A 21,698-nucleotide genomic window follows, 5' to 3' on the forward strand; every position below is an offset into this window, starting at 1 on the left:
CCCGTTCCACACATCGATGCGAACTGTCGATTGACTCACAACACCGATCATGGAATCGATACAGTTTGTGCTGACAAAACCCCTCACCACCGCATTCGCGGCGGATCCGGGCAGGTCCGTGACGTGACCGCGGGGCCGCGCGGCGGGTCCCGTGGTTCAGGGGTGCGACGGGGTCATGACACCGGTGTGAAATCGCGCTCAGGGCTTAGGAATTCGAAATGCGCAACCATGCCCGGCGGAACAGCAATTCCCGCGCTCTTCAGGCGCTGCGCAACGCACCCGTGCGAGTGGGCCGACCGGTGGGCCGGGCGGGGGTGCCGGCGATGGCCGGGAGGAGGATCGGGAGCCGGTGCGCCTGCACCTGCCAGAAGCGCGTCTCGGGCTCGCCGGCGCGCCAGGCGTCGGCCAGCCGGGCGGCCGCCTCGGGGTCGGTGACGCGCCGCGGGCGGGGCCGCATGCCGCACCGGAGGCGGATCTCCGCGTCCAGCGCGCGCCAGGCGGCCTCGGCCGTGGAGAACACCTGCACGTCCGCCGGGCCGTCCTCGTCGCCCACGACCAGGGTGTACGCGCTCACAGCGTCCAGGGACACGGTCCGACCTCCTCGCACTCGCCGGCCGCGGCGTCGGTGGCGCGGGACAGCTCCTCGTTGACTTCACCCGACCCGAGGCTCAACGGACATGGTGCGGACCGGGTACGCCCGGAACGGCGCGACGCGCCGGGCGGGCACCCGGGGACGACGAGGGAATGCGCCGAACGGCGTTTGGGCGCGGGACGAGCGGGGTACTCGCCCGGCCCCTCGGGGCGGCCGCCCGCCGTCACACCGGATCGCCGAGCCGGAGCAGCAGCCGGGCCAGCGCCACGGGCTCGCTGAGCATCGGCCAGTGTCCCGTGGGGAGCTCGGCGAAGGACCACTCGGGCCCGGCCATCTCGGCGAAGGCCGGTACCCCGGCCGCGATCAGCTCGCGCGCCTGCGCCTCGGTGAAGCTGCACGCCACGACCGTCTTCGGCAGGGACGGATCCGGCGTGGCGCGCCGGGCGCCGGTGAGGATCGCGCCGGCCGGTTCGGCGAGCGCGCGGGCGTGCAGCGCGGCGAAGGCCTCGTCGTCGAGGCCCTCGGTGCTCGTGCCCAGCCGGGCGAACTCGGCGCGCGTGGGCATCGGCTGCACCCCGTCGTGCTCCGCGATCCGGGAACGGATCCACTCCTGCGCCTCGGGCGGGTTGAACTCGACCTGGGCCACGCCGTCGGGCAGCGGGCCGGTGTCGACGAACACGAGCCGCGTGACCCGCTCCCGGGCCCGCTCGGCGGCCGCCGCGCAGACCGGGCCACCGCCGCTGTGCCCCACCAGGACCGCCGGGCCGGCCTTCTCCAGGGCCTGCAGCACGTCCTCGACGTGGCTCTCCGCGGTGGCCTCCGGCTCGTGACCCGGCTCCACGGCGTGCACCTCGTGGCCGGCGGCGCGCAGCTCCGCGGCGACCGCGTCCCACGCCCACGCACCCAACCAGAACCCGGGGACCAGCACGTATGTCGTCATGGGTTGAACAATAGAATCGAATCCGGGCTGATCCCGTCCTGTTTACTGGACGGATGTCGGCCGGTCGCGTGCTCGCCCTGCTGGAGCTCCTGCAGGCCCGTCCCGGGCTGACCGGGCCGGAGCTGGCCGACCGGCTGGAGGTCGACGTCCGGACGGTTCGGCGGTACGTCGCCGCGCTGGAGGGCCTCGGGGTCCCGGTCGTCGCCGAGCGCGGGCGGTACGGCGGGTACCGGCTCCTGCCCGGCTACAAGCTGCCGCCGCTGATGCTGTCCGGGGACGAGGCCGTCGCCGTGGTGCTCGGGTTGCTCGCCGCCGAGCGCACCGGGATGCACGCGGCCGCCCCCGCCGTCGCGAGCGCGCGGGCGAAGGTGGAGCGGGTGCTGCCGGCGGAGCTGCGCGACCGGGTCGCCGCCGTGGCCGGCGCCCTCGGCTTCACCACCGCGGCCCGCGACGGCACTGCGCCCGCGGCCGCGGTCCTGCTCGGGCTCGGCGAGGCGGTGCGGGACCGGCGGCGGGTGCGGCTGGAGTACCGGTCGTGGCGGGGCGAGGAGAGCACCCGCGAGCTGGACCCGTACGGGCTCGTCTTCCACTCCGGACGGTGGTACGTGACCGGGCACGACCACCGCCGCGGCGCCGTGCGCACCTTCCGGCTGGACCGGGTCGGCCGGGTCGAGCCGACCGGCGCCGCTTTCGCGGCGCCGGAGGGGTTCGACCCGGTCGCGCACGTCGTCGCCGGGCTGGCGGAGGTGCCCTACCGGCTCGAGGTGGAGGTCCTGGTGCACGGCCCGCCCGCGGACGTCGCCCGGCGCTGGCCTGCCTGGCTCGGCACGGTGGTGCCCCATCCCGAGGGCGCGCTCCTGCGCGCGCGGGCCGAGGACGCGGACGGGATGGCCCGCGCCCTCGCCGGACTGGCGTGGCGGTTCACCGTGGTGCGGCCGGACGAGGTCCGGCAGGCGGTGGCCCGGCTCGCCGCCCGCCTCGCCGAGGACGCGGGAACGAGCCGCGTCATGGATCCCTGACGCGCCCAGGCGTCGCGTCCGAGAGCAGGAGGGATCCACCACGCGCCCGAACCCCGCTCCTGGGCGGCTTCAGCGGCGGCGCAGGCCCAGGACGACCGTGAGTGCGACGAGCAGCAGCGCGGCCGTGCCCACCCCGGCGGTGACGTCGACGCCGACGGCGAAGGCCTGCCGCGCCGAGACGAGCAGCGCGTCCGCGGCCGGGCCCGGCAGACCGGCGGCGACGTCGACCGCCCCGCCCAGCGTCTGGCGTGCCGTCCCCGACGCCTCGCCGCCCAGCGGCACCCCCGGGGCGGCATCGGCGGGCACCGCCACGGCCGCCCGGTAGACCGCGCTCAGCACGCTGCCGAGGACCGCCGTCCCCAGCACCGCGCCGAGCTCGTAGGCGGTCTCGCCGACCGCCGACGCCGACCCGGCCCGGTCGACGGGTGCGGCGGCGAGGATCGCGTCGTTCGTGATCGTCTCGGACAGACCGATGCCCGCGCCGATGAGCACCGCGGCGACCAGGAGCAGCGTCGCGCCGGAGCCGACGCCGAGCCGTGTGCAGAACGCGTAGCCCGCGGCGGCGAGCGTCAGGCCCGCCGGCACCAGCACCCGCAGCGGGAAGCGCCTGGCCAGCCCCGCGGCGCCCAGCCCGGCGAGGATCGTCGCGATCATCCCGGGGACCAGCACCAGGCCGGCCTCCAGCGGGGAGCGGCCGAGCACGAGCTGCAGGTACTGCGCCGCGAAGAACAGCAGCCCGGTGAGGGCGAACATCGTGGTCGCGTTGGCCAGCACGGACATCCGCACCACCGGGGACGCGAACAGGTCGAGATCGATCAGCGGCCTGCGACCACGGCGCGGCAGCTCCCGGCAGCGCCGCACGAACAGCGCCCCGGCCGCGGCCGCGACGGCCGCCTCGACCACGGCCGCGACGGTGAGGCCGTGCTCGCCGACCGTGTGGATCGCGAGGACCGCGGGCACGGCGGCGAGCATCGACAGCGCGACGCCGCCGAGGTCCGGGCGGCCGGGGTGCGCCATCCGCGACTCGGGCAGCACCAGCGGGGCCGCGATCAGCACCAGCACCGCGACGGGCACGTTGACCAGGAAGACCGCGCCCCACCAGAAGTGCTCCAGCAGCAGCCCGCCGACGATCGGGCCCAGCGCGGCACCGGCGGCGAAGGCGGTGGCCCAGACGGCCAGCGCGAGCCTGCGCTGCGTGCGGTCGACGAAGACCGTGCGCAGGATCGCCAGCACCGAGGGCATCAGCATCGCGCCGAAGAGGCCGAGCGCGGCCCGGGCCGCGACGAGGTGGGTCCCGTCCGTGGCGAAGGCGGCCAGCAGGGACACCGCGCCGAAGCCGGTGATGCCGGTCAGCAGCAGTCGCCGGCGCCCGATCCGGTCCCCGAGCCCGCCCATCGCGATCAGCAGGCCCGCCAGGACCAGCGGGTAGACGTCGACGATCCACAGCAGGGTGGTCGCCTCGGGGCGCAGCGCGCGGCTGATAGCGGGCAGGGCGAAGCCCAGCACGGTGTTGTCGACGGCGACCAGCAGCGTCGGCAGGAAGAGCACGGCGAGCGCGAGCCACTCGCGCAGGCCGGCGCGGGTGCCGGGCGACACGGGGGAGCGGGTCGGGAGCGTGGCGGTCATGGCGGTGCGGGTCCTTGCGGGGTCGGGCGGCGCGGGGTCGGGCGGCGCGGGGTCGGCGGTGCCCTCGGGGCGCGAGAGGGGGCGGGAACATGACTGTACCGTCTGGACGGTACAGCTCTACCGTCCAGACGGTACAGTCGCTCCAACCGGCGGGTCCAGCCCGTCATTCCGCTGGTGAGCGGCCTCACCGCAGGGCCTGTGGGTAGGGTCCGGATGTGCCGAGCGCCCGCGACCGCGTCCTGGACGCCTACGAGACGCTGCTGATCGAGCAGGGTCCGGCGAGCGCCACGCTCGAGGCCGTCGCGGCCGCGGCCGAGGTCTCCAAGGGCGGCCTGCTCTACCACTTCGGGTCCAAGGAGGCGCTGGCCGAGGGCCTGCTGCAGCGGCTGCGGGAGCGCAGCGCCGCCGACGTCGAGCACATGCGCGGGAACCCGGACGGCGCCGTCGCCTACTACCTGCAGACCTCCGTGCCCGGCGCCGCGTCGCCGGTCGGGCTCACCCGCACCTATCTCGCCGCGCTGCGCATCGCGGACGGCAGCACCACCGGCGAAGCCACCAGGCGCGCCCTCGCCGACGTCGACGCCCAGGGGCTCACCGCGCTGCGCACCGAGATCCCGGACCCGGTGCTCTCCTGGCTCGTGCAACTGGTCGGCGACGGCCTCTACCTGCGGACCCTGACCGGAGCCCCGCTGACCGGCGACGTCGGCGTCGACGCGCTGGTCGCCCGGTTGCGGGAGTTGTTGATCTCCATCCCGCGCGGCTAACGCCGGGTCCCCTCCGGCCGAACCCCCGGCCCGGAGGGACGAATCGGATGGTGCTGGTGCGACGCGGGGTCGTCGAGGTGGACGTGGACCGCGTGGGGGCGGGCCCGCCGGTCGTGCTGCTCGGCTCGATCGCGGGCGGGCGCCGGGTGTGGGACCGGCTCGTGGACTCGCTGCTGGACCGCTACCGGGTGCTGACGCTCGAGATGCACGGCCACGGCGCCACTCCGCCGTGGACCGGTGACCGGCCGCAGACGCTGACCGACGCGGTCCGGCTCGTGCACGCGGTGACGGCGGGCGGCACGGAGCGGCTGGGACTGGTCGGGCACTCCTTCGGCGGGGCGGTGGCCATGCGGGCCGCCGTCGAGCTCGGCGAGCGCGTCCGGGCGCTGGTCCTCGTCGAGCCGACGCCCTTCGCGCTGCTCGCCCGGGCCGGGCGGGACGACCTGTTCGACGCGGTCCGGGCCTCGCGGGACCGGCTGCGGGCCGGCCTCGCCGCCGGCCGCCCGGACGAGGCCGCGCGCGAGCTGACCGACCACTGGCTGGGGCCCGGGGTGTGGGACCGGCTGCCCGCCGAGCGGCGGGCGGCGATCGACCGGGGCCTCGCCCACCGGCTGGCCGAGTTCGAGGCGCTGACGGACCCCGGGCTCACCCTGGCCGAGGTGGCGACCGCCGAGGCACCCACCCTGCTGATCCACGACCCGGGCTCGCTCGAGCCGGTGCGCGCGCTCGTCGACGTGCTCGCCGAGGCCCGGCCGGACTGGGAGCGGGCGGCCGTGCCGGGGGCGGGGCAGTGGGCCCCGCTCACCGGGGCGGCGGCGCTCACCCCCTTGATCGGGGAGTTCCTCGACCGGCACCTCGGGCGGTGACCGGCCGTCCGCGGATCAGTTGCGCCTGATCACTTCCCCAGGGACACCGACGACATCCGGAAGTCCGGGATCCGCATCGCGGGCATCCGCGCGCGGGTGAACCAGTCCTTCCACTCCCGCGGCAGCGCCGGCTCGGTGCGGCCCACCTCCGTGGTGCGCCGCAGCATGTCCAGCGGCGAGTAGTTGAACCGGAAGTTGTGGTCGACCTCGGCGGTGACCTCGCCGCCCTCGACCAGGTACACCCCGTCCCGGGTCAGCCCGGTGAGCAGCAGCGTCGCCGGGTCGACCTCGCGGATGTACCAGAGGCAGGTCAGCAGCAGGCCGCGCTCGGTGCGGGCGACCATCTCGTCGAGCGTCGCGGCGGAGCCGCCGGTGAGCAGCAGGTTGTCGCCGGGCGGGGTGAACGCGGTGCCGAACTCGGCCGCCTCGGCCCGCGAGTAGACGAGCTCGTCGACCACGCCTCCCCGGATCCAGTCGACGCGGCGGGTGGGGGCTCCGTTGTCGAACACGCTGACCCCGCCGCCGGAGCTCGACGTGATCACCACGGGCTCGTACTCGAGACCCGGCGCGGCGGGATCGGAGAAGAGCGTGAGCGGGAGGTCGGTGAGCCGCTCGCCGACGCCGGCCTTGCCCGTGAACGCGCTGTGCCCCTCCTGCGCGGCCCGGCCCTCCATCGACCAGCCCGCGTAGACGAGCATGTCCGAGACGCACGACGGCGGCATCACCGTCTCGTACCGGCCGGGCTCCAGGCGGACCTTCCGCGCGCCCCACGCCAGCCGCTGCTCGGCCTCGGCGGCCAGGGCGCGTACGTCGACGTCCGTGAAGTCGGTGGTCGCCGTGCCGGTCCAGGCCGAGGAGTCGGCGTTCTTGACGTTCAGCTCCACCGAGCCGGTCGGCTGGACCCACCGGCGGCGGACGCCGGTGGAGGTGCCCAGCCACGTCGTCGTCAGGGAGTGGTCGGCGAAGCCGAACTGGCGCGACGGTCCGGCCAGGACCTCGGCGAGGCCCGCGGCCAGGTCGGTGTAGACGGCGATCGAGGTCGCCGCGGCCGGCTCGGCCCAGGCCGGGTCCGCGTCGCCGGTCGGCTCCGGCAGCGGCGCGGCGTCGCGCGAGGGCCCGGCGTCCCGGGCGCTGCGCTCGGCCGCCCCGACGAGGTCGGCGAGCCGCTCGCGCTCGGTGATCCGTTCCCCGGACGAGACGGTCCCGGCGGCGGTACCGCCCGGCACGTCCACGAACGCGATCACGGTGACCCGTGCGGACGTGGTGTGCCCGTTGGTGGTCATCGTCGAGTTGGCCCAGCGGAGCACGGCCTCGCTGGTCTCCGAGACGATCACGGCGCAGCCAGTCAGGTGCGCGGCCGCGGCCAGCACCCGCTCGACCGACTCCTGTGGACCGAGCATGCCGCTCACTCGCCCTCCTCGCGGGTGTTGAGCACCGTGACGCCGCGGAACAGCGCGCTCGGGCAGCCGTGGCTGACGGGTGCGGCCTGGCCGGGCTGGGCCTTGCCACAGTTGAACGCGCCGCCGAGCCGCCAGGTGGACGGTCCGCCGACGGCGGCGAGCGCGCCCCAGAACTCGGTCGTGGTGGCCTGGTAGGCGACGTCGCGCAGCTGCCCGGCGAGCCGGCCGTTCTCGATCCGGAAGAAGCGCTGGCCGGTGAACTGGAAGTTGTAGCGCTGCATGTCGATGGACCAGGAGCGGTCGCCGACGACGTAGATCCCCCGTTCGACCCCGCCGATCAGCTCGTCGGTCGTGGTGTCGCGCAGCGGGTCCGGCTGCAGCGAGACGTTGGCCATCCGCTGGATCGGGACGTGGTGCGGGGAGTCGGCGTAGGCGCAGCCGTTGGACCGCTCGAGGCCCAGCCGCGGGGCGAAGGTGCGGTCGAGCTGGTAGCCGACGAGCGTGCCGCCGCGCACGAGGTCCCACTCGGAGGTGGCCACGCCGTCGTCGTCGTAGCCGATGGTGGCCAGCCCGTGCGGGACGGTGCGGTCGCCGGTCACGTGCATGTGCTCCGAGCCGTAGCGGAGGCTGCCGAGCTGGTCCGGGGTGGCGAAGGAGCCGCCCGCGTAGGCGGCCTCGTACCCGATCGCGCGGTCGTACTCGGTGGCGTGGCCGACCGACTCGTGGATCGTCAGCCACAGGTTCGTCGGGTCGATCACCAGGTCGTAGGCGCCGGGCTCGACGGACGGGGCCTTCGTCTTCTCCGCCAGCAGCTCCGGCAGCCGGGCGAGCTCGTCCTCCCAGTCGTAGGAGGTGCCGGTGAGGTACTCCCAGCCGCGGCCGGCCGGGGGCGCGAGGGTGCGCATGGTCTCGAAGGTGCCGGCGCCGGGGTCGACGGTCGTGGCGCTGAGCCCGGGCTCGACGCGGACGCGTTGCTGCAGCGTCGTGGTGCCGGCGAGGTCCGAGTAGAACTTGCACTCCCGCACCTGCACGACCGAGGCCTGGACGTGGTCGATCCCGTCGGCCGCCAGCAGCCGCTGCGACCAGTCGGTGAGCAGCTCCACCTTCTCCCGGGTGGGCACGGTGAACGGGTCGACGTCGTGGGCGGACACCCAGACCGCGTCCGGGTACACCGGCTCGTCGGCGCGCTCGATCCGCTCCAGCGCGACCGGGGCGAGGGTCCGCGCCACCGCCACCGCACGCTCCGCCGCGGCGCTCGCCGCCTGCACGGTCAGCTCGACGTGCGAGGCGAAGCCCCACACGCCGTCGACCAGCACACGGACCGCCAGCCCGGTCGTGACGCCGTCCGAGACGGCCTCGACGGTCCCGTCCCGCAACGAGATCCGCTGCGACACCGTGCGCTCGACCCGGACGTCCGCGTGCTGCGCGCCCAGCAGCATGGCCCGGCTCAGCGCCGCCCCGGCCAGCGCCTGCAGCGGCAGGGCGCGGAACTCCGGGTCCACGGCGTCGACGGGGTCCGGCCCCAGGAACGCGGGGGCCGCGTGACCGGGGCGGGCGGGGGGATCGGAGCCGGCGGGAGCCACGCGCAGAACCTATCCGCACCGGACGGGCGTGGCACCTCCGCGGAGCGGGCCCGGGCGGTGGCGCCTGTCGCACAGGGGTTCGCCGGTAGGGAACCCCCGGCGATCAGGGATCGGCGAACCAGGTCCACGGGGCCCACCACCGGACGTCCGCCGGAGAGCGTGCCAGAGGATCCACTGTGGGTGGAGGGGTGCGCGGCGGGAGGGTCGCCGGACCGGGGCGGAGGACCTGGTCGGCGAGGCCGTCGCCGTCGAGGTCGGTGTGCAGCACCAGGTCCGCGCCGTCCGCGAGCACCACGGAGTCGGCGACGCCGTCGACGTCCGTGTCGAGGTCGCCCGGCCCGATCGCCACCCGGGTGGGTGCGGACGGGTCGGGCCGGGGAATCGCGGCGCCGAGGGGTTCGGGCCGAACGGGAGCGTCCACGTCGGACGGACCGGTGCTGGCCGCGGCGGGCGGGCCGGTGTGCGGGTCGTACGGGTCAGGGCGCACCGGGGCCTCCCAGTGAGCGCAACTCCGCGGCGAGCGCGGTGCGGCGCTCGCCGGCGGTGCGGTCGAGCAGCTCCGTGGACCGCCGCTCGAGGTCGATCAGCAAGGCGGACAAGGCCGACACCGTCGCCGCCTCGGCGTCCCGCAGCGCGATGTCCAGCCAGTACCCCCACTGCTCGCGCTCGACGGCCGCGCGCCGGCGCCGCGCGAGCAGCACCGTGGCGGCCACCGCCGCGCCGATCGCGAGCGGCAGCAGGGTCCGCCCGCCCGCGACCGACAGCCCGAGCGCCGGGGCGCCCGCGACGAGCACCAGCGCCAGGCGGACCAGGCCGGCGCCGGACCCGGCCCGCAGGAGCGCGTCCAGCCACCCCACGCGTCCCGGCGGGTCGGGCAGCCCGGCGACGACCGTCGGCGCGGGCACCGGGCGCGGGATCAGCTCGCGCGGCAGGGGAAGCGGGCCGAGCATGCGCCCGGCGGCGCGCCGCACGGCGGCCTCGGCGTCGCTGCGGGACCGCGCGAGGAGTGCGGCCGAGGCGCGGCCGATCGCCGGCTCCAGGACCTCGGGGAGCGACGAGCGCGGGCCGGTGATCCACGGCGCGCTCAGGGTGCGCAGATCACGAAGGGACGCAGTGAGATCCGCGGTGCCGCGGAGCCGGACGAGGGCGAGATCGCCGCGCAGCCGGGCCCGGTGCCGCCCGTCGCACTCGGCCAGCGCGGCGACCAGCTCGGACCGTCTGGCGCGCAACGCCTCCGCGTATCGGCGGGTGGGGGACGGGTGGGTGCCCGCGAGGGTGGTCACGCGGCGGAGCATCACGCGGGCCGGCCGCGGGCGAGGGCGTTTCCGCCCAACGCTTCACGACCGTGAACCGGCCCGGCGGCCACTGTGGTCCCACCGCCCGGCCGAGCATGATCACCACGACGATCACGTGATCGTCGGGGCGCACCCCCGCGCCCGTTCCGTCCGGGGCGATCATCGGTCGCGCCGCCGCGAGCACGGGCGGGTCGCCGAACAGCGGCCCGGGGACGATCACCGCCCACCGGCGCGGACGCGGACGGGTTCCGGCCGATCGCACCCCGCCACTCGCCCGCGGGCCGTCGGTACGTCAGAGTGAGCGGTCGAGGAAGTGGACGCGACTGACGGGGGGACGACCGTGGGCCGACGGGGCGGGGGAGCGGGCCGGTGAGGCCCGGCGCGCCGCCCGGTGCCGGTCGGGTCGCCGAGCTGTCCGGGGGCGTCGGCCTCGAGACCGACCCGGCCGGCTGGACCGGGCTGGACCCGCGCGGCATGCCGGTCGCGGGCGTGCTGGCGACGGTGACCGTCGCGGTCCTCGGCGCGACGGCCGTGGTCGCCGTCGCGGTGCGTGCGCCCGAGCTCGCCGGGCCGGTCGCGCTGTGGACGCTCGCGGTCGCGCTGGCGGTGGTCGGCCTCGCCGTCGCCACCTCCTACGCCCGCTGGCGGTGCTCGCGCTACCGGATCACGGCCGACCGGGTGGAGCTGCGGACCGGGGTGGTCGTCCGGCGGGCGCGCAGCCTGGCGATCGGGCGCGTCCGGACCGTCGACGTGACCGCCGGCCCGGTCCTCCGCGCGTTCGGCCTGGTCACCCTCCGGGTCGGGACGGGCCAGCAGCGCGGGCGCGGGGAGGCGACGCTGCGGCTGCGGCCGGTCGAGCGGATGGAGGCGGACCGGCTGCGCACGCTCCTGCTCGACCGGATGCGCTCCGCGGGCGGCCCGCCCGCCGGCCCCGCCGACGGCCGCATCGCCGAGCTGGACCCGCGCTGGCTGCGCTACGGCGTGCTCACCGCCGCCACCCCGCTGTTCGGGATCGCGGTGCTGACCGTGGTCCTCGCGCTCGTCGACCGGCCGCTGGGCGGGCTGCTGCGGACGGTCCCGCCCGCCGTGCGGGTCGTGCTGGTCGTGGTCGGGATCCTGCTGGCCGGGACGGTGCTGGCGTTCCTGGTCTACGCGGAGACGTGGAGCGGGTTCCGGCTCGACCGTGAGCCGGGCAGCACGCTGCGGGTCCGCCGCGGGGTGCTCACCACCCGGTCGATCTCGCTGGAGGAGCGCCGGCTGACCGGCGTCGAGCTCGTCGAGCCGCTGGGGGTGCGGCTGGCCGGTGCCGCGCGCGTCGACGCGGTGGCGACCGGTCTGCTCGTCGGGAGCGGCGCCGAGAGCACCGAGCACCGCACCCTGCTGCCGACCGCGCCGCGACGGCTGGCCGAGCGGGTCGCGGCGGTGATCCTCGGCGAGTCCCGCTCGCCGACGGCCGCGGCGCTGCGCCCGCACCCGCCCGCCGCGCGCCGCCGCAGGCTCCGCCGGGCCGCACTCGTCGTCGCGCCGCCGGTGGTGGCGCTGGTCGTCGCCGGCGTCACCACCGGGGCCGGGTGGCCCGTGGTCGCCGCGGCCGTCCTGCTCGCCGTCGGCGCGCCGGTCGGCGCGGCGATCGCGATCGACACCTACCGCGGACTGGGCCACGCCCTGGTCGGCGGCTACCTCGTGGTGCGCGCCGGGTCGCTGCGGCGCACCACCGTGGCCCTGCACCTCGACGGGGTGATCGGCTGGACCGTGCGGCAGACGGTCCTGCAGCGGCGCACCGGGCTCGTCACCCTCGGCGCGACGACGGCGGCGGGCCGGGGCGCCTTCCACGCCCACGACGTCGACGGCCGGGAGGCGCTGCGGCTGGCGGCCGAGGCCACGCCGTCACTCCTGGTCCCGTTCCTCGCGTCCGGCTGCGCCGCCGGCGACCACCCGCGCGTAGCGGTGCCCGGCCGCCAGCAGGACGAGCCCGGCGCCGAGGAACGCCGCCACGCGGGCGAGGCCGTCGAGGGCGAGCAGGTCGAACAGCACCAGCTTGCCGACGGCCGCCGCCACCAGGACCGCCCCCGCCACCCGTAGCGCGGGCCGGGTGATCCCGCGCGCCAGCAGGACCAAGGCCGCGACCGTCCACGACACGGTGACGAGGGCGTGCCCGGCGAGGAAGCCCGTGCGGTCCGGCGACACGAGCAGGGCGGCGGTCACCACCGTCGTCGTGGCGCCGTGCAGCGCGACGAGCGCGAGCGGGCCCCACAGCACCGCCGTGCGGGCGTCGGCCCGGATCAGCCCGGTGCGGCCGGCCGCGACCAGCGCCGCGACCGCCGCCGCGAGCACCAGCACGGCGAGCACGAGGCCGCGGAACGGGACCGGGAGCGCCGGCACCGAGGTCGGGTCGGGCAGCTCACCGGCCAGCGCACCGAGGTAGCCGATCAGCGCGAAACCGCCGCCCGCGAGCAACGCTGGCCGGCTCCGCACGACCGCCGCGGCGACGAGGACGACCACCCCCTCGCCGAGCAGGACCGCGTGCAGGGTGCCGCCGTCGAACGCCACGACGGTGGCCTCCAGGACCGCGACCGAGCCGGCCGCGAGCGCCGTGAGCCGCACGGCCGCGCGCCCGGCCGGGATCGCGAGCGCGAGCAGCGCCACGGCCGCGAGCAGGGCCAGCCCGGCGCCGGGCCACCGGTCGGTCCGCGCGGCGAGCGCCAGCAGCGGGAGCGGAGCGGCCGCGACCACCCAGGCCACGGCGACCGGGGCGGTGCGGTGCCCGGGCCGGTCGAGCAGCCGGTCGAGCAGCGGTGTCGGCACGAGCCCCACCACGAGCGCGGCGACCGCGGCCGCGATCGCCGGGACGAGCGGCTCGTCGTACGGGTCGACCAGGCCGTAGAGCGCCGGCGCGGTGGCCGCCGTGGCCGCGAGCCCGCCCCAGCCCTGCCGCACCACGGCCGGCACCGCGGCGGCCTGCAGCACCACGACGAGCGCGACGAGCAGCGGACCCGGTCCGTCGGCGACGAACGGCGCGAGCAGCGCGGCGCCGACGACCGTCCCGACGGCGAGCGCCTGGGAACGCCGGCGGTCGGCCAGCACCACCCCGCCGGCCGCGACGGCGAGCGCGGCGACGAGCCCGGCGACGTCCGGCAGGAGGTCGTAGAGGGCGGTGGCGGCCGCCACCGTCAGGTACAGCGTCGTGATGCCGGTACCCGCCAGGGCGAGCGCACCGGTCCGCGCCTCGGGCCTGCGGTGCAGCCGCAGCGCCAGACCGACCAGGACGGCGCCGAGGAGCGCTCCCGCCGCCACCCGCCCGGACGGGGAGAACCATCCCCGCGAGGCCGCCAGCACGAGCAGCAGCACCACGCCGAGCAGCGTCACGGCCGCGCCGGTCACCGCCAGCAGGGCCGGGCCGGAGAGCCGGCCCCGCAGCCGCTCGACGAGAGTGGGCGGGCGCGGCCCGATCGGCGCCGGGTACTGGAACCCCGGGTGGACGGGTCCCCACGGGCCACCCACCGGCGCCGACGACACACCCGACGGTGGCGTCCACAGCGTGGCCACAGGATCGGGGGTGTAGTGGCGCGACACGCGCGGTGGGACGGGCGGTCCCGACGCGTCGGCGGACGGTCGCGCGGCCTCCGCCGGACCCGCCGCCGAGCCCTCCGCGAGGCCACCCGGGACCCCGCCCGCCGCACCGCCGCGCAACTCCGCGACCAGCGCGTTCACCGTTCCGCCGAGCTCGTCGACCCGCCTGCCCAGGCGGGTCAGCTCGAGGGCCACGGAGAGCAGCCGTTCGTCGAGCGCGGGGGGACGACCGGTCGGTTCGGACATACCGTCGAGCCTGCCGCCGATCGGACGCGTCAGGATGCGTACGACTACGAGGATCGGGTCACGACACGGTCACGCTCCCCGACCGGCCCGGTCCCCGGCGAGTGAGATCGCGATCACCCGTAACCGGGTGTCGCGGACGCTCGTTGTCCCGAGTGGAGCGGACCCGTCTGGAGGTTGTGTGAGCGCCGTAACGCCCGCCCGTCCGGCATCGTCGCCGGTGCCCCCCGGGGCGCCCGGGGCGCCGCCGTACCGCGGACCTCGGCCCGGCGGCCCCGGGCAGCATCCCGGACCGAACCCGCGCCCGGGTCCCTACGGGCCCCCGCCCGCCGGCTACCGCCCCGGCCCGCCCGGGGCCATGCCGCCGGGTGCCCCTCCCGGGGCCCTGCCGCCCGGGCCCTTCCACGCCCCGCCCGCGGGACCGCCCGCAGGCATCCGCAGGCCGCGGCCGCGGCCGTCGCCGCGGCGCTCGGCCAACCCGGCCGTGACGGTCGTGGTGCCGACCCGCAACGAGGCCCGCAACCTCGAGGTCGTCCTGCCGCAGATCGCGGCGGTGCGCCCCGCGGTGCACGAGATCATCGTCGTGGACGGCAACTCCACGGACGACACCATCGGCACGGCGCGTCGCACCCTGCCGTGGGTGCGCTGCATCACGCAGACCCGCAAGGGCAAGGGCAACGCGATGGCGTGCGGGTTCGCCGCGGCCACCGGGGACGTCGTCGTGATGTTCGACGCGGACGGCTCGGCCGACCCCGCGGAGATCCCCGCGTTCGTCTCCGCGCTCGTCGCGGGCGCCGACTTCGCCAAGGGCACCCGCTTCGCGGCCGGCGGCGGCAGCGACGACATCACGCTGCTGCGCCGCACCGGCAACGCGGGGCTGAACACCGTGGCCAACGCGCTGTTCGGCACGTCGTACACCGACCTCTGCTACGGCTACAACGCCTTCTGGGCCGACCTGCTCCCGTTGCTGGAGCTGCCGGACCCGGCGGAGCCGCAGCCGGAGGACGGCACGATGCTCTGGGGCGACGGGTTCGAGATCGAGACCGTGCTCAACTGCCGCGTCGCGGCCGCCGGCCTGAAGATCACCGAGGTGCCGTCGGTCGAGAAGCAGCGCATGTTCGGCGAGACGAACCTGCGCACCTTCGCGGACGGCACCCGGGTGCTGCGTACCCTGCTGTCCGAGCACCGGCGCGCCGACAAGCGGAAGAACTGACCGCGGGAGGAGTCGGCCGCCGGCGGACCGCACCCGGAGGACCTCGCCCCGTGAACCTGTTCGAGCCCGCGCCCGAGCCGCCGGTCACCGCGACCGTCGTCGTCTGCGTCTACACCGAGAAGCGGTGGGCCGACATCGTCGCCGCCGTCGAGTCGGTGGCGGCGCAGGACGTGCTGCCGGTGGAGACGATCGTGGTCGTCGACCACAACGAGGGGCTGCTCGAGCGGGCCCGCGAGGCGTTCCCGCGGGTGCAGGTCGTGCCGAACGCGCACAAGCAGGGCCTGTCCGGTGCCCGCAACACCGCCGTGGAGCTGGCGACCGGCGACGTGGTGGTGTTCCTCGACGACGACGCCACCGCCCGCCCCGGCTGGCTCCGCGCCCTGCTGGCGCCCTACGCCGACCCGGCGGTGATCGGCGTCGGCGGCGTGGCGCACCCGCGCTGGCCGGTCGCCCGCACCGCCGTCGACGACTCCGGCCGCCCCGCCACCCTCCCGGGCGCGCCCGGCGGGCGGGACGCGACCGGCGAGCTGGACTGGGTCGTCGGCTGCACCTACACCGGTCAGCCGACCGAGCAGGCCGAGGTCCGCAACCTCATGGGCTGCAACATGTCCCTGCGTCGCGAGGTGTTCAAGCGGGTCGGCGGGTTCGCCGAGGACATCGGCCGGATCGGCAAGAACCCGCTGGGCTGCGAGGAGACCGAGCTCTGCATCCGGGCCCGGCAGGCCTACAAGGCCGACGGGCGCGAGGTGAAGATCCTCTTCGAGCCGCGCGCCGAGGTCGACCACCGCGTCTCGGACGACCGCGTCGACTGGTCCTACCTGCGCCGCCGCAGCTGGGCGGAGGGCCTGTCGAAGGCGGCCGTCTCCAAGCTCGTCGGGCAGGGGGACGCGCTGTCGACCGAGAGCAGGTACGTGGCGACCGTGCTGCCGAAGGCGCTGATCCGCGAGGTGAAGGCGAAGCGGCCCGCCTCCGCGGCCGCCGTCGTCCTCTGCCTGGGCTTCACCACCGCCGGGTACGTCCGGGGCAAGCTGCCCGGCGCGACCTCGCACGTCTCCCTGCCCGCGGCCGACGGTGCCTGAGACGCATCAGCGGATCCCCTCGTTCGTCCACCAGCGCAACCGGCTGAGCGAGGGCCAGCAGCACGCGTGGGACCGGTGGTGGCCGGAGTACGGCGGCGACGTCGCGGCGCTCGGGCGGCTCGACCCCGAGGCGCTCTTCGGCCGCGCGGCGCCGGTGATCCTCGAGATCGGCCCGGGGATGGGGGACGCCACCGCCGCGATGGCCGCCGCCGCGCCCGAGGTGGGCCACGTGGCCGTCGAGGTCTACGAGCCCGGGCTCGCCCGGCTGCTCATGCTGCGGCAGGAGGCGGGTCTGGAGAACCTGCGGCTGCTCCGCGGGGACGCGGTCGACCTCCTCGAGCGCGCGGTCCCCGAGGGCCTGCTCGAGGGCATCCGGATCTTCTTCCCGGACCCGTGGCCGAAGCGGCGGCACCACAAGCGCAGGCTGGTCCAGCCCGCGTTCGTCGCGCTCGCCGCGTCCCGGCTGCGGCCGGGCGGATGGCTGCACCTGGCCACGGACTGGGAGCACTACGCACTGCAGATGCGCGAGGTGTGCGACGCCTGCCCCCTGCTGCACCGCGCGCCCGACGCGGGCCCGGAGGGCTGGCTCCCCCGGCCGGACTCGCGTCCGCTGACGAAGTTCGAGCAGCGCGCGGTGCGCGAGGGCCGGGCGATCCGGGACCTGCTGTACGTGCGCTAGTCGTGCTGGTCGAGGGTGGGCGCCGGCAGGTGCGGCACCGCGCGGGACCGGCCCCGGAACTCGGCGACCACCTTGCCGGCCGCGGTCCGCACCGTCACGTCGTACAGCCCCGTCCTCCCTACGAGCGCACGCTCGACCGCCTCGGCCTCGAGCTCCTCGCCGACCCGCGCGGCCCGCAGGAAGGCGACGTCGCCGCCCGAGGCGACCGTCGAGACGCCGTGGCTGTTGCAGGCGAAGGAGAAGGCGGCGTCGGCGAGGAAGAACAGGTACCCGCCGTGCACGATGCCGTGCCCGTTGACGTGCCGTTCCTCGACGGTCAGCGCGGTCCGCGCCCGCCCCGGCCCGACGTCGACGAGCCGGATGCCCGCCCCGCGGATCGCCTCGTCGTGGTGCACCATCGCCTTGGCGACCCGCTCCGCGGTCGCCCGGGGATCGGTCGGGGGATCGGCCGCTGCATTCGTGCTCACCCGGTCAGTGTGACGGGCCCACACCCGGGTCCCCGGCGGGATAGGGTCACGGGCATGCGCACCCACCCTCGGGAGACCCGGACCCCGTGACGTCGACCGGCCCCCTCCCGCGCGTGCTGCTCGTCTGGGACGCGCCCAACATGGACATGAGCCTCGGTTCCCTGCTGGGCGCGCGGCCCACCGCGGCCTTCCGCCCGCGGTTCGACGCCGTCGGCCGCTGGCTGCTCGACCTCGCCGGGCCGGAGGCAGTGGCCGAGGCCTGCGTGTTCACCAACGTGGTGCCGGGGTCGACCGAGGTCGTGCGGCCCTGGGTGGAGGCGCTGCGCAACGTCGGGTTCGCGGTCTTCGCCAAGCCGAAGGTCACCGAGGACTCCGACATCGACGACGACATGCTCCGGCACATCCAGATGCGGGAGGAGGAGGGCCACCTGCGGCACGTGGTGGTGGCGTCCGGGGACGGGCGGGCCTTCCGGGAGCCGCTCGAGAAGCTGATCGAGCAGCACACGGACGTCACGGTCATCGGGTTCCGGGAGTACGCGAACTTCGCGCTGAACTCCGAGACGATCTCCTTCCTCGACCTCGAGGACATCGACGGCGTGTTCCGCGAGCCGCTGCCGCGGATGACCCTCGACACCCTGCCGGACACCGGCGCCTGGCTGCCGCCCTTCCGGTCCCTGCGCTCGCTGCTCGACCCGCGCCGGTGACCTCCGGGTCGGCCGCACGGGCCACCGGGGGCGAACGGTTCGCCGCGCCCGTGGTGCTGACCTGCGGGCCGGGGTTCCCCGTGCTGCGGGACGGGATCGTCGACGTCGGCCCGGACGGGCGCATCGTCCGCGTCGGCCCGCGCGCGGAGGCGCCCCCGCCCGGGGGCCCGGTGCACGAGCTGCCCGGCCTGCTCATGCCCGGCATGGTCAACACCCACTGCCACACCCCGATGCTGTCGCTGCGCGGGATGGGGGGCGACCTGCCGCTGATGTCCTGGCTGCAGGACGTCATGTGGCCGGCCGAGGCGAGGTTCACCGAGGAGGACGTCCGGGTCGGGATGACCGCCGGCGCCGTGGAGCTGCTGCGGACCGGCTGCACCACCTCCGTGGAGATGTACTTCGTCGCCGACGCCGTGATCGACGCCGTGCTCACCGCCGGCTCCCGGGTGCTGCTGACCCCGGGGATCATCGCCGCGCCCGGCTGGGACCGGCTCGGTACCTGGGAGGAGATGCGCGACGACGTCTCCGCCCGGATCGACGCGGACGGGCTGCGGTCCGGCCCGCACGAGCGGATCGAGCTCGGGTACGGGCCGCACTCCGCCTACACGCTGCCGCCCGAGGCGCTGGCCACCACGGCCGCGGCGGCCCGGGAACGCGGCGCGCTGCTGCACGTGCACGTCGCCGAGTCCCGGCAGGAGGACCTCGCGCAGCGGGAGGAGTTCGGCTCCGTGCCGGCCGAGCTCGAGGCCGTCGGCGCCCTCGGGGGGCGGGTCCTCGCCGCGCACTCCGTCCAGCTCTCCGGGGCGGACGTGGCGCTCTACCGGCGGCACGGCGTCGCGGTGGCGCACTGCCCCGGGTCGAACGGGAAGCTCGCGGCAGGCCTCGCACCGGTCGCGGACCTGCGCCGGGCCGGTGTCCGCATCGGACTCGGCACGGACGGGCCGGCGTCGGGGGACGACCTCGACCTCTGGCACCAGGCGCGGCTCGCCGCCCTGTTCGCCCGGGTCCGCGAGGACGACGCCGCCGCGCTCACCGCCGCCGACGTGCTGCTCATGGCCACCCGGGAGGGCGCCGAGGCGATCGACCGGTCCGACCTCGGGGCGCTGGAGGCGGGCCGCTGGGCCGACCTCGTGCACGTCGACCTCGACGACCAGGCCTTCGTGGACCCCGAGGACGACGCCCAGCTGTTGTCCAACCTGGTCTGGGCGGGCGGGTCGCGGCTGGTCCGGGACGTCTGGGTCGCGGGCGAGCAGGTGGTGGACGACGGCGAGCCGGTCAAGGTCGACGCCGCCCGCGCCCGGGCCGACCTGCGGGCCGCCGCCGCGCGCCTGCACGGCTGAGGCTCCTACGCTCGACGCGATGTGGGTCAACTGGTGGGGCGGGCAGCAGTGCCGGCCCCGGCGCACCGACCGGCCGCTCGACGAGGCGGGCGTGGTCGCCGCCCTGCGCCGCGCCGGAGAGCGCGGGCAGACGGTCCGCCCGCTCGGCTCCGGCTGGTCCGACAGCACCCTGACCCTCACCAACGACGTGCACGTCGACTGCTCGGCGCTCACCGGCATCGTCGCCGTCACCTCCGACACGGTCCGCGCCCGGGCGGGCGCCACCCTCGCCTCGGTGCAGGCGGCGCTGGCCGAGCGCGGGCGGGCCCTGGCGACCGTCACGCACGGACCCGGGGCCACCGTCGCCGGCGCGGTCGCCACCGGGACCCACGGCAGCGGCGCAACGATCGGCTCGCTGTCGGACCAGGTCGTCGGGATGCGGTTCGTGGACGGCACCGGCCGGCTCCGCAAGGTCGCGGCCGGGGAGCCCGAGCTCGAGGCGCTGCGCACCCACCTCGGCGCCCTCGGCGTCGTCACCGAGGTGGAGCTGCGGACCGTGCCGGCCGGGCAGGTGGAGGCGCACGAGGAGGCGGTCGGGGCCGAGGAGGTCCTGGAGGTCGGCGGCCCGCTCGACGAGCACCGGTTCGCGGCGGTGGAGCTGCACCTGCCCAGCGGGGAGGCGCTGCTGCGGTGGGCCGGCCCCGTCGTCGACCCCGATCCCGAGCCCGCCTCGACCGGCCCGGTGGAGGCGCTCGGCCGGGTCGTGACGCGGCTGGGGCACACGGCGTCGGCGCAGTGGTCGGCGCAGCGCTCCCGGCCGGTCCCGCGCTGGGAGGGCGTGGTGACCGGGTCGCCGCACGACCTGCTGCCCGATCCGCACCCCGGTCGCGGGGGCGTGACCGAGTGGGCGCTGCCGCGCGAGGCCCTCGCCGGGGCGATCCGCGAGCTCGGGGCGGCGACGGCGGCGCGGGACCGGGAGGTCCGGCGGCCGGTGGAGGTCCGGACGGGCCCGGCCGAGACGGGCTGGCTGCACCCCGCCCACGGCCGCGCGACCGCCTGGGTCACCGTCCGGACCCAGCGGGGCGACGACCACGGGCCGCTGTTCCGGCTCGTCGGCTCGGTGCTCGAGGGGATGGGCGGGCGGCCGCACTGGGCCGGGCGGCACGACTGGACCGCCGCCGACGTGGCGCTGGCCTACCCGGAGCTGCCGCAGTTCGTCGCCGTCCGGGACCGGCTCGATCCCGACCGCCTCTTCGGCGGCGACCACCTCGAGGCCCTCCTCGGCCCCTGATCGGCGCGAACGACGAGGGCCGGTGGTTCCGCGATCCGGTCACTCCCCCGGACCCCGGGCCACCGGCCCCTGGTCGACGCCGATCCGCTCCCCAGCCGACCGACGTCCGCCGCGGCCCGAAGCTGCCGCGGTCCGTTCCTGATCACCGGGGCCTCTCGGCGCCGGGTCCTCTTTCCTTCATCACCGGGGCTCCCCAGCTCCGGGGTCCTCGTCCCCGTACCAGATGCGCGCTCCGCGAGCTCCGCTAGCGGACGCTCGGCGCGGCGTCAGTACGCCAGGTGGTGGTGCCCCGAACCCGAGCCGACGGCCCGGCGGTGGTGGCGGCCCGTGCGCGAGGACAGCTCGGCCAGCGCGTGCGGGCCGGTGTCGGTCAGCGAGGTGTACGCGGGCGCGGCCGGCGCGTAGGTCGGGACGTGCGCGGCGTAGAGCGGCGCGCGGTCGTACCCCGCCGACACCGGGGCGGGGACCGGCTCCGGCTGCGCCGACCGGACCGACGGCATCGACGGGAGCGGCTGGACCGGCGGCACCGGCGGCACCGGCGAGGTGGTGCGCTGGGTCAGCGTCGAGTAGGCCTGCACCGGGATCGGCGCGGTCAGCGGGTCGCGGCGGAAGTCGTCCAGCGCCTCGGCCGAGCGGCGGCCGGGCCGGCGGGCCGGGGCCTGCCGGGCGGTCTGCTCGGTCTGCCGGCCGCGCCAGCCGCCGACCGTGAGGGCGTGGAAGATCGGCGTCTCCGCCGCGATCTCGGTCCGGCTCGCGTGCCGCCCCGGGAAGGGACCGGTGTCCTCGACGCCCCGCACCCGCACCGTGGCCTTCCGCCGGCCGACCGCCCCGTCGAGGGCTCGCTCCCTGTCGGTCACGCCCCGCACCTCCGTCATGTCTCCACCTCGCGTCGTCCGTGTGCCGCGCGATGCTGCCATCGGCCCTGTCCCCACAGGGCCGTTCGGCCGCACACACCACCCACAACGGGGTCACCTGCCCGGGGAAACGGGCCGGGAACGGTCGTTACCCGCTTTCGGGCCATGTCCATTCGTTCGGGTGGTGTGGCGGC

19 protein-coding genes and 1 pseudogene are annotated in these 21,698 nt (G+C 76.5%); 10 read left to right on the forward strand and 10 right to left on the reverse strand.

Annotated features, from left to right (window positions below; translation table 11 throughout):
• Positions 1 to 259 precede the first annotated feature (259 nt).
• Positions 260 to 589, reverse strand: coding sequence for a hypothetical protein (locus tag ABD990_RS12070; protein WP_345380522.1), 330 nt, complete (start codon positions 587 to 589; stop codon positions 260 to 262).
• A 226-nt stretch (positions 590 to 815) separates the two neighbouring features.
• A complete protein-coding gene (locus ABD990_RS12075; protein ID WP_345380523.1) occupies positions 816 to 1,532 on the reverse strand; it encodes an alpha/beta fold hydrolase in 717 nt (238 codons plus the stop codon).
• 53 nt (positions 1,533 to 1,585) lie between these two features.
• Here ABD990_RS12075 and ABD990_RS12080 point away from each other — a divergent pair, with 53 nt between their 5' ends.
• Positions 1,586 to 2,551, forward strand: a complete 966-nt coding sequence (locus tag ABD990_RS12080; RefSeq protein ID WP_345380524.1) for a helix-turn-helix transcriptional regulator — start codon at positions 1,586 to 1,588, stop codon at positions 2,549 to 2,551.
• Positions 2,552 to 2,620: 69 nt separating this feature from the next.
• Here the strand turns inward: ABD990_RS12080 and ABD990_RS12085 are convergent, their stop codons facing one another.
• Complete coding sequence (locus ABD990_RS12085) at positions 2,621 to 4,177, reverse strand: MFS transporter (RefSeq protein WP_345380525.1); 1,557 nt, start codon at positions 4,175 to 4,177, stop codon at positions 2,621 to 2,623.
• Positions 4,178 to 4,392: 215 nt separating this feature from the next.
• Between ABD990_RS12085 and ABD990_RS12090 the strand changes: the two genes are divergently transcribed.
• Positions 4,393 to 4,941, forward strand: coding sequence for a TetR/AcrR family transcriptional regulator (locus tag ABD990_RS12090; protein ID WP_345380526.1), 549 nt, complete (start codon positions 4,393 to 4,395; stop codon positions 4,939 to 4,941).
• A gap of 47 nt (positions 4,942 to 4,988) precedes the next feature.
• Positions 4,989 to 5,807, forward strand: a complete 819-nt coding sequence (locus ABD990_RS12095) for an alpha/beta fold hydrolase (RefSeq protein WP_345380527.1) — start codon at positions 4,989 to 4,991, stop codon at positions 5,805 to 5,807.
• A gap of 29 nt (positions 5,808 to 5,836) precedes the next feature.
• On the opposite strand, the gene ABD990_RS12100 is transcribed toward ABD990_RS12095, so the two are convergent.
• The 4 genes from ABD990_RS12100 to ABD990_RS12115 all read right to left on the reverse strand — a co-directional run bounded on the left by ABD990_RS12100 (position 5,837) and on the right by ABD990_RS12115 (position 10,073).
• Positions 5,837 to 7,207 carry a metallopeptidase TldD-related protein gene (locus tag ABD990_RS12100; RefSeq protein ID WP_345380765.1) on the reverse strand — a complete coding sequence of 457 codons (1,371 nt, stop codon included), beginning with the start codon at positions 7,205 to 7,207 and terminating at the stop codon, positions 5,837 to 5,839.
• A gap of 5 nt (positions 7,208 to 7,212) precedes the next feature.
• Positions 7,213 to 8,790 (reverse strand): TldD/PmbA family protein, encoded by a 1,578-nt coding sequence (locus ABD990_RS12105; RefSeq protein WP_345380528.1) that lies wholly within the window; start codon positions 8,788 to 8,790, stop codon positions 7,213 to 7,215.
• Between the two features lie 103 nt (positions 8,791 to 8,893).
• Entirely contained in the window at positions 8,894 to 9,277 is a 384-nt protein-coding gene (locus ABD990_RS12110; protein ID WP_345380529.1) for a hypothetical protein, read from the reverse strand.
• The gene (locus ABD990_RS12115; protein ID WP_345380530.1) at positions 9,267 to 10,073 is read right to left on the reverse strand and encodes a hypothetical protein; all 807 of its coding nucleotides are present in this window, start codon (positions 10,071 to 10,073) and stop codon (positions 9,267 to 9,269) included. Before ABD990_RS12115 ends, ABD990_RS12110 begins: the two co-directional genes overlap by 11 nt.
• Before the next feature lie 381 nt (positions 10,074 to 10,454).
• Between ABD990_RS12115 and ABD990_RS12120 the strand changes: the two genes are divergently transcribed.
• Positions 10,455 to 12,167, forward strand: coding sequence for a PH domain-containing protein (locus ABD990_RS12120; protein WP_345380531.1), 1,713 nt, complete (start codon positions 10,455 to 10,457; stop codon positions 12,165 to 12,167).
• Here ABD990_RS12120 and ABD990_RS12125 read toward each other — a convergent pair.
• Positions 12,081 to 13,901 (reverse strand): annotated as a pseudogene (locus ABD990_RS12125) (DUF2339 domain-containing protein); the annotation flags it as partial. The gene ABD990_RS12120 and the pseudogene ABD990_RS12125 overlap by 87 nt on opposite strands.
• Positions 13,902 to 14,382: 481 nt before the next feature.
• On the opposite strand from ABD990_RS12125, the gene ABD990_RS12130 reads away from it, so the two are divergent.
• From ABD990_RS12130 to trmB, 3 genes are read left to right on the forward strand one after another with little or no spacing between them, the layout of a single operon-like run.
• Complete coding sequence (locus tag ABD990_RS12130) at positions 14,383 to 15,111, forward strand: glycosyltransferase family 2 protein (RefSeq protein ID WP_345380532.1); 729 nt, start codon at positions 14,383 to 14,385, stop codon at positions 15,109 to 15,111.
• Positions 15,112 to 15,161: 50 nt separating this feature from the next.
• Complete coding sequence (locus ABD990_RS12135; RefSeq protein WP_345380534.1) at positions 15,162 to 16,190, forward strand: glycosyltransferase family 2 protein; 1,029 nt, start codon at positions 15,162 to 15,164, stop codon at positions 16,188 to 16,190.
• The gene (gene trmB / locus ABD990_RS12140; RefSeq protein WP_345380535.1) at positions 16,183 to 16,869 is read left to right on the forward strand and encodes a tRNA (guanosine(46)-N7)-methyltransferase TrmB; all 687 of its coding nucleotides are present in this window, start codon (positions 16,183 to 16,185) and stop codon (positions 16,867 to 16,869) included. Before ABD990_RS12135 ends, trmB begins: the two co-directional genes overlap by 8 nt.
• Here the strand turns inward: trmB and paaI are convergent.
• Complete coding sequence (gene paaI / locus ABD990_RS12145; protein ID WP_425569589.1) at positions 16,866 to 17,267, reverse strand: hydroxyphenylacetyl-CoA thioesterase PaaI; 402 nt, start codon at positions 17,265 to 17,267, stop codon at positions 16,866 to 16,868. The genes trmB and paaI overlap by 4 nt on opposite strands.
• A 155-nt stretch (positions 17,268 to 17,422) precedes the next feature.
• On the opposite strand from paaI, the gene ABD990_RS12150 reads away from it, so the two are divergent.
• Genes ABD990_RS12150 through ABD990_RS12160 form a run of 3 tightly spaced genes read left to right on the forward strand, consistent with a single transcriptional unit; the run spans position 17,423 to position 20,650 of the window.
• Positions 17,423 to 18,040 (forward strand): NYN domain-containing protein, encoded by a 618-nt coding sequence (locus ABD990_RS12150; protein WP_345380537.1) that lies wholly within the window; start codon positions 17,423 to 17,425, stop codon positions 18,038 to 18,040.
• Positions 18,037 to 19,380 carry an amidohydrolase family protein gene (locus ABD990_RS12155; protein WP_345380538.1) on the forward strand — a complete coding sequence of 448 codons (1,344 nt, stop codon included), beginning with the start codon at positions 18,037 to 18,039 and terminating at the stop codon, positions 19,378 to 19,380. Before ABD990_RS12150 ends, ABD990_RS12155 begins: the two co-directional genes overlap by 4 nt.
• Before the next feature lie 19 nt (positions 19,381 to 19,399).
• On the forward strand, positions 19,400 to 20,650 hold the full coding sequence (locus ABD990_RS12160) for a D-arabinono-1,4-lactone oxidase (protein WP_345380539.1): 1,251 nt from the start codon (positions 19,400 to 19,402) through the stop codon (positions 20,648 to 20,650).
• Between the two features lie 266 nt (positions 20,651 to 20,916).
• Here the strand turns inward: ABD990_RS12160 and ABD990_RS12165 are convergent, their stop codons facing one another.
• A complete protein-coding gene (locus ABD990_RS12165; protein ID WP_345380540.1) occupies positions 20,917 to 21,507 on the reverse strand; it encodes a hypothetical protein in 591 nt (196 codons plus the stop codon).
• Positions 21,508 to 21,698: the final 191 nt, after the last annotated feature.

The sequence above is a fragment of the Pseudonocardia yuanmonensis genome (assembly GCF_039542425.1).
In the GTDB taxonomy this organism is placed as follows: Bacteria; Actinomycetota; Actinomycetes; order Mycobacteriales; family Pseudonocardiaceae; genus Pseudonocardia; species Pseudonocardia yuanmonensis.